This is a genomic window from Lacisediminimonas sp., from assembly GCF_030645335.1.
Taxonomy (GTDB): Bacteria; Pseudomonadota; Gammaproteobacteria; order Burkholderiales; family Burkholderiaceae_D; genus Lacisediminimonas.
The window spans coordinates 1-3,331 of record NZ_JAUSNH010000051.1 but is presented as its reverse complement, the minus strand read 5'-3'; the positions used below and the strand labels follow the sequence as shown (position 1 = coordinate 3,331).

Sequence of the window (3,331 nt, the reverse complement as noted above, 5' to 3'; positions counted from 1 at the left end):
TTACCACCGGGCGCGGCTCGATGTTCGGCGCCAAGCCAGTGCCCTCGGTCAAGCTGGCGACCAATACGCCGATGTTCCTGCGCCTGGAAGAGGACATGGATATCAACTGCGGCGAAATCCTCGACGGCACCTGTTCGATTGAAGAAATGGGACAGCGCATTTTCGCGCTGCTGCTAGCAACCGCATCGGGCCACCGATCCAAGAGCGAACTGCTCGGGCTGGGCGACCATGAGTTCGTGCCCTGGCAGATCGGTATCATGAGCTGAGCCGGAATCCGGGCGCAGCCACAGCAGTAACGAACACGCAAAACGCAACAATCAACAGCAAACAGTCAACAATCAATGCCCGGCATCGGTCACCGATCCAGAACAATCAAGGCTACAGGAGCAAACATGAACTCATCGAACCGCATCACCGGCGTCTTGTCCCCGGTCGTCACGCCATTCAAGGCCGACCTCTCGCCGGACGCCGCCAAACTGGTCAGCATCTGCAAATGGCTGATCAGCCAGGATGTCGGCCTGGCCGTATTCGGCACCAACTCGGAAGCGAACTCACTGTCCGTCGGCGAAAAAATCACGCTGATGAATGCACTGGCCGAGGCCGGCATTCCCGGCCAGCGCATGATGCCCGGCACCGGCTGCTGCGCGCTGACCGATACCGTTGAACTGACCCGCCACGCAATGAAAATCGGCGCCGGCGGTGTGCTGATGCTGCCGCCGTTCTACTACAAGGGCGTGTCCGACGACGGCCTTTTTGCCAGTTATTCCGAAGTGATCCAGCGGGTCGGCGACGCCCGCCTGAAAATCTACGTCTATCACATTCCGCAAGTGTCGAATGTGCCGATCACGCTGTCCTTGATCGAGCGGCTGATCACGGAATATCCCGGCACCATCGCCGGCGTCAAGGACAGCTCCGGCGACTGGAACAACACCAAAGCCATGCTGGAGCAATTCCAGCCGCGTGGCTTTGACGTGTTCGCCGGCAGCGAGAGCTTCCTGCTGGCCACGATGCGCGCAGGCGGCGTCGGCTCGATCACCGCCATGGGCAATGCCAATCCTGGCCCGATCGCCAGGCTCGCGCGCGAATGGCAAAACAGCGACGCCGATGCGCAACAGGAAAAGCTCAATCTTGTGCGCAACACCTATTCGAAGTTCCCGGTGATCCCGGCATTGAAAGCCGTCATCGCCCATTATTCCGGCGACGCCGAATGGGCCACCGTGCGCCCGCCTCTGGTCAAGTTGACTGGCGAACAAAGCAAAAGCCTGGTGCAGATGCTCGACGCCATCGGCTTCACGATGCCTGGCCTTAAGTAAAGCAAGGAGAACGATTTGGCAACACAGCAAGATTGCGCCGTCATCATCGGCGGTGGGACCATGGGCCGCGATGTGGCGGGAATTTTTCATGCCGCAGGATGGGCAACGCAAGTAGTCGAGCCGGGTGAATCCGCCCGTGCCGCACTGGCGGGCTCGGTGCCGGCAGCGGCGCAGGCAGCCGGCATTTTTCGCGAGGGTGGCCGCGTCAGCGCGCTGGCATCGATTGCCGAGATCGACTGGAGCGCGGTGCGTATCGTGATCGAATGCGCGCCCGAAAAGCTGGCGGTCAAGCAGAAGGTATTCGAGGAGCTGGAAAAATTCGCACCGGCCGGTTTGCCGCTGACCAGCAATTCTTCCGGCATACCGATCACCCAGATCGCCGCCAACTGCCAGACCAAAAACCGCATGCTGGGCCTGCACTTTATCAAGCCGGCCCACTTGGTGCCGGCGGTCGAAGTGATCCGCAGCGAGCGTTCCGATGAAGCCGTTGCCCAGCTCGTCAGCGACATCATGCGCGCCGTGCGCAAGAAGCCGGTACAGGTCAAGAAGGACGTGCCGGGCTTCCTGGCCAACCGCATCCAGCATGCCCTGATGCGCGAAGCCATTGCCTTGGTCGACGAAGGCTTCGCCAGTCCGGAGGATGTCGATACCGCAGTGCGCTACGGCTTCGGCTTTCGCTACATCGCCGCCGGCCCCTTGCTGCAGAAAGACCTGGCTGGCATAGACATTCATTGCGCTGCAGCAGAGTCGATCTATCCGGCGCTGGCCAACAATACCGAGCCCAGCCCGATCATGAAAAACCTGGTGGCCAACGGCGACTATGGCGTCAAGTCGCCGGGCAAAAAGGGCTTTTATCAGTGGGATGACGCGACAATCGCACGCGAACAAGCGCGTTACCAAGTGGCGCTGGCCAAGGCCATGCAAATCCTGCGTGATGAAGAAGCGTCGTGACGCGTCGCTGGATGCATTGACGAAAGAAATTGCTAAGTACTAATCCGTAGCTCAGCGACATTGCAGTGATCTATAATCACAGGTCAAAAAACAAAGTGATTGCATGGCGCAGCTCCGGCCAGTACAAGCTCCGGGACACGATCCCGACGATCAAGTCGATCGAAAAAATCGTCCAAGAAAACAGCAGAAAAAAAGCCGCATAAAACAGACGTAAATCATTAAACCCAACAGATCCATCCAAAGGAGACACAACATGATTCATCGCACGATGCGTGCAGTTGCACTGGTAGCAGGCCTGGGCTTCGGCGCAGTTGCCTTTGCGCAGAACATTTCCGTCGCCACCGGTGGCACCGGCGGCGTGTACTACCCGATGGGTGGCGGTGTCGCTGCCGTGCTGTCCAAGTTCGTGCCCGGCATGCAAGCCACGGCCGAAGTCACCGGCGGTTCGGTCGACAACCTGAAGCTCGTCAATTCCGGCAAGCCCTACATTGGCTTCTCGATGGCCGACGCTGCACAGGACGCCTTCAAGGGCGAAGACAAATTCAAGGGCAACAAGGTACCGCTGCGCACGCTGATGGTGCTGTACCCGAACCGCATGCACGTGGTCACCACGGAAGGCCGTGGCGTCGCCAAGCTGGCTGACCTGAAAGGCAAGCGCATCTCGACCGGCTCGCCAGGCAGCGCAACGGAAGTGATGGCATTCCGCATCCTCGAAGCGGCTGGCCTGGACAAGGACAAGGACGTTCGCCGTGAGCGCCTGGGCGTGGCCGAATCGGTCAACGCAATCAAGGACAACAAGATCGACGCCTTCTTCTGGGTCGGTGGCCTGCCAACGGCAGCAGTGACCGACCTGGCCAACACGCCGGGCACCAAGGTCAAACTGATCGACCATACCGAAGTCGTGCCGGCAATGAACAAGAAATACGGCAACCTGTATGTAGAAGACGCCATCCCGAAAGCGGTCTACAAGGGCATGGACGCCGACAACAAGCAGGCAACCGTGATGAACATCCTGGTTGCGCACCAGAACATGGATGACAAGACCGCCTACAACATCGTCAAGACCA

Annotated in this window: 3 protein-coding genes and 1 pseudogene; all 4 read left to right on the top strand. The window is 59.4% G+C overall.

All coding sequences use genetic code 11. From position 1 onward, the window contains the following. Positions 1 to 266, top strand: a pseudogene (locus Q7T64_RS04015) (UxaA family hydrolase); the annotation flags it as partial. 126 nt (positions 267 to 392) lie between these two features. After that, complete coding sequence (locus tag Q7T64_RS04010; protein ID WP_304791559.1) at positions 393 to 1,313, top strand: dihydrodipicolinate synthase family protein; 921 nt, start codon at positions 393 to 395, stop codon at positions 1,311 to 1,313. Positions 1,314 to 1,328: 15 nt separating this feature from the next. After that, the gene (locus Q7T64_RS04005) at positions 1,329 to 2,264 is read left to right on the top strand and encodes a 3-hydroxyacyl-CoA dehydrogenase family protein (RefSeq protein ID WP_304791556.1); all 936 of its coding nucleotides are present in this window, start codon (positions 1,329 to 1,331) and stop codon (positions 2,262 to 2,264) included. 253 nt (positions 2,265 to 2,517) lie between these two features. Further along, on the top strand, positions 2,518 to 3,331 hold an 814-nt coding region (locus Q7T64_RS04000), incomplete at its 3' end, for a TAXI family TRAP transporter solute-binding subunit (protein ID WP_304791552.1).

Excerpts from the sequence above, each read along its gene's own strand:
- Q7T64_RS04010 (WP_304791559.1), top strand. The coding sequence starts at position 393 with ATGAACTCATCGAACCGCATCACCGGCGTCTTGTCCCCGGTCGTCACG.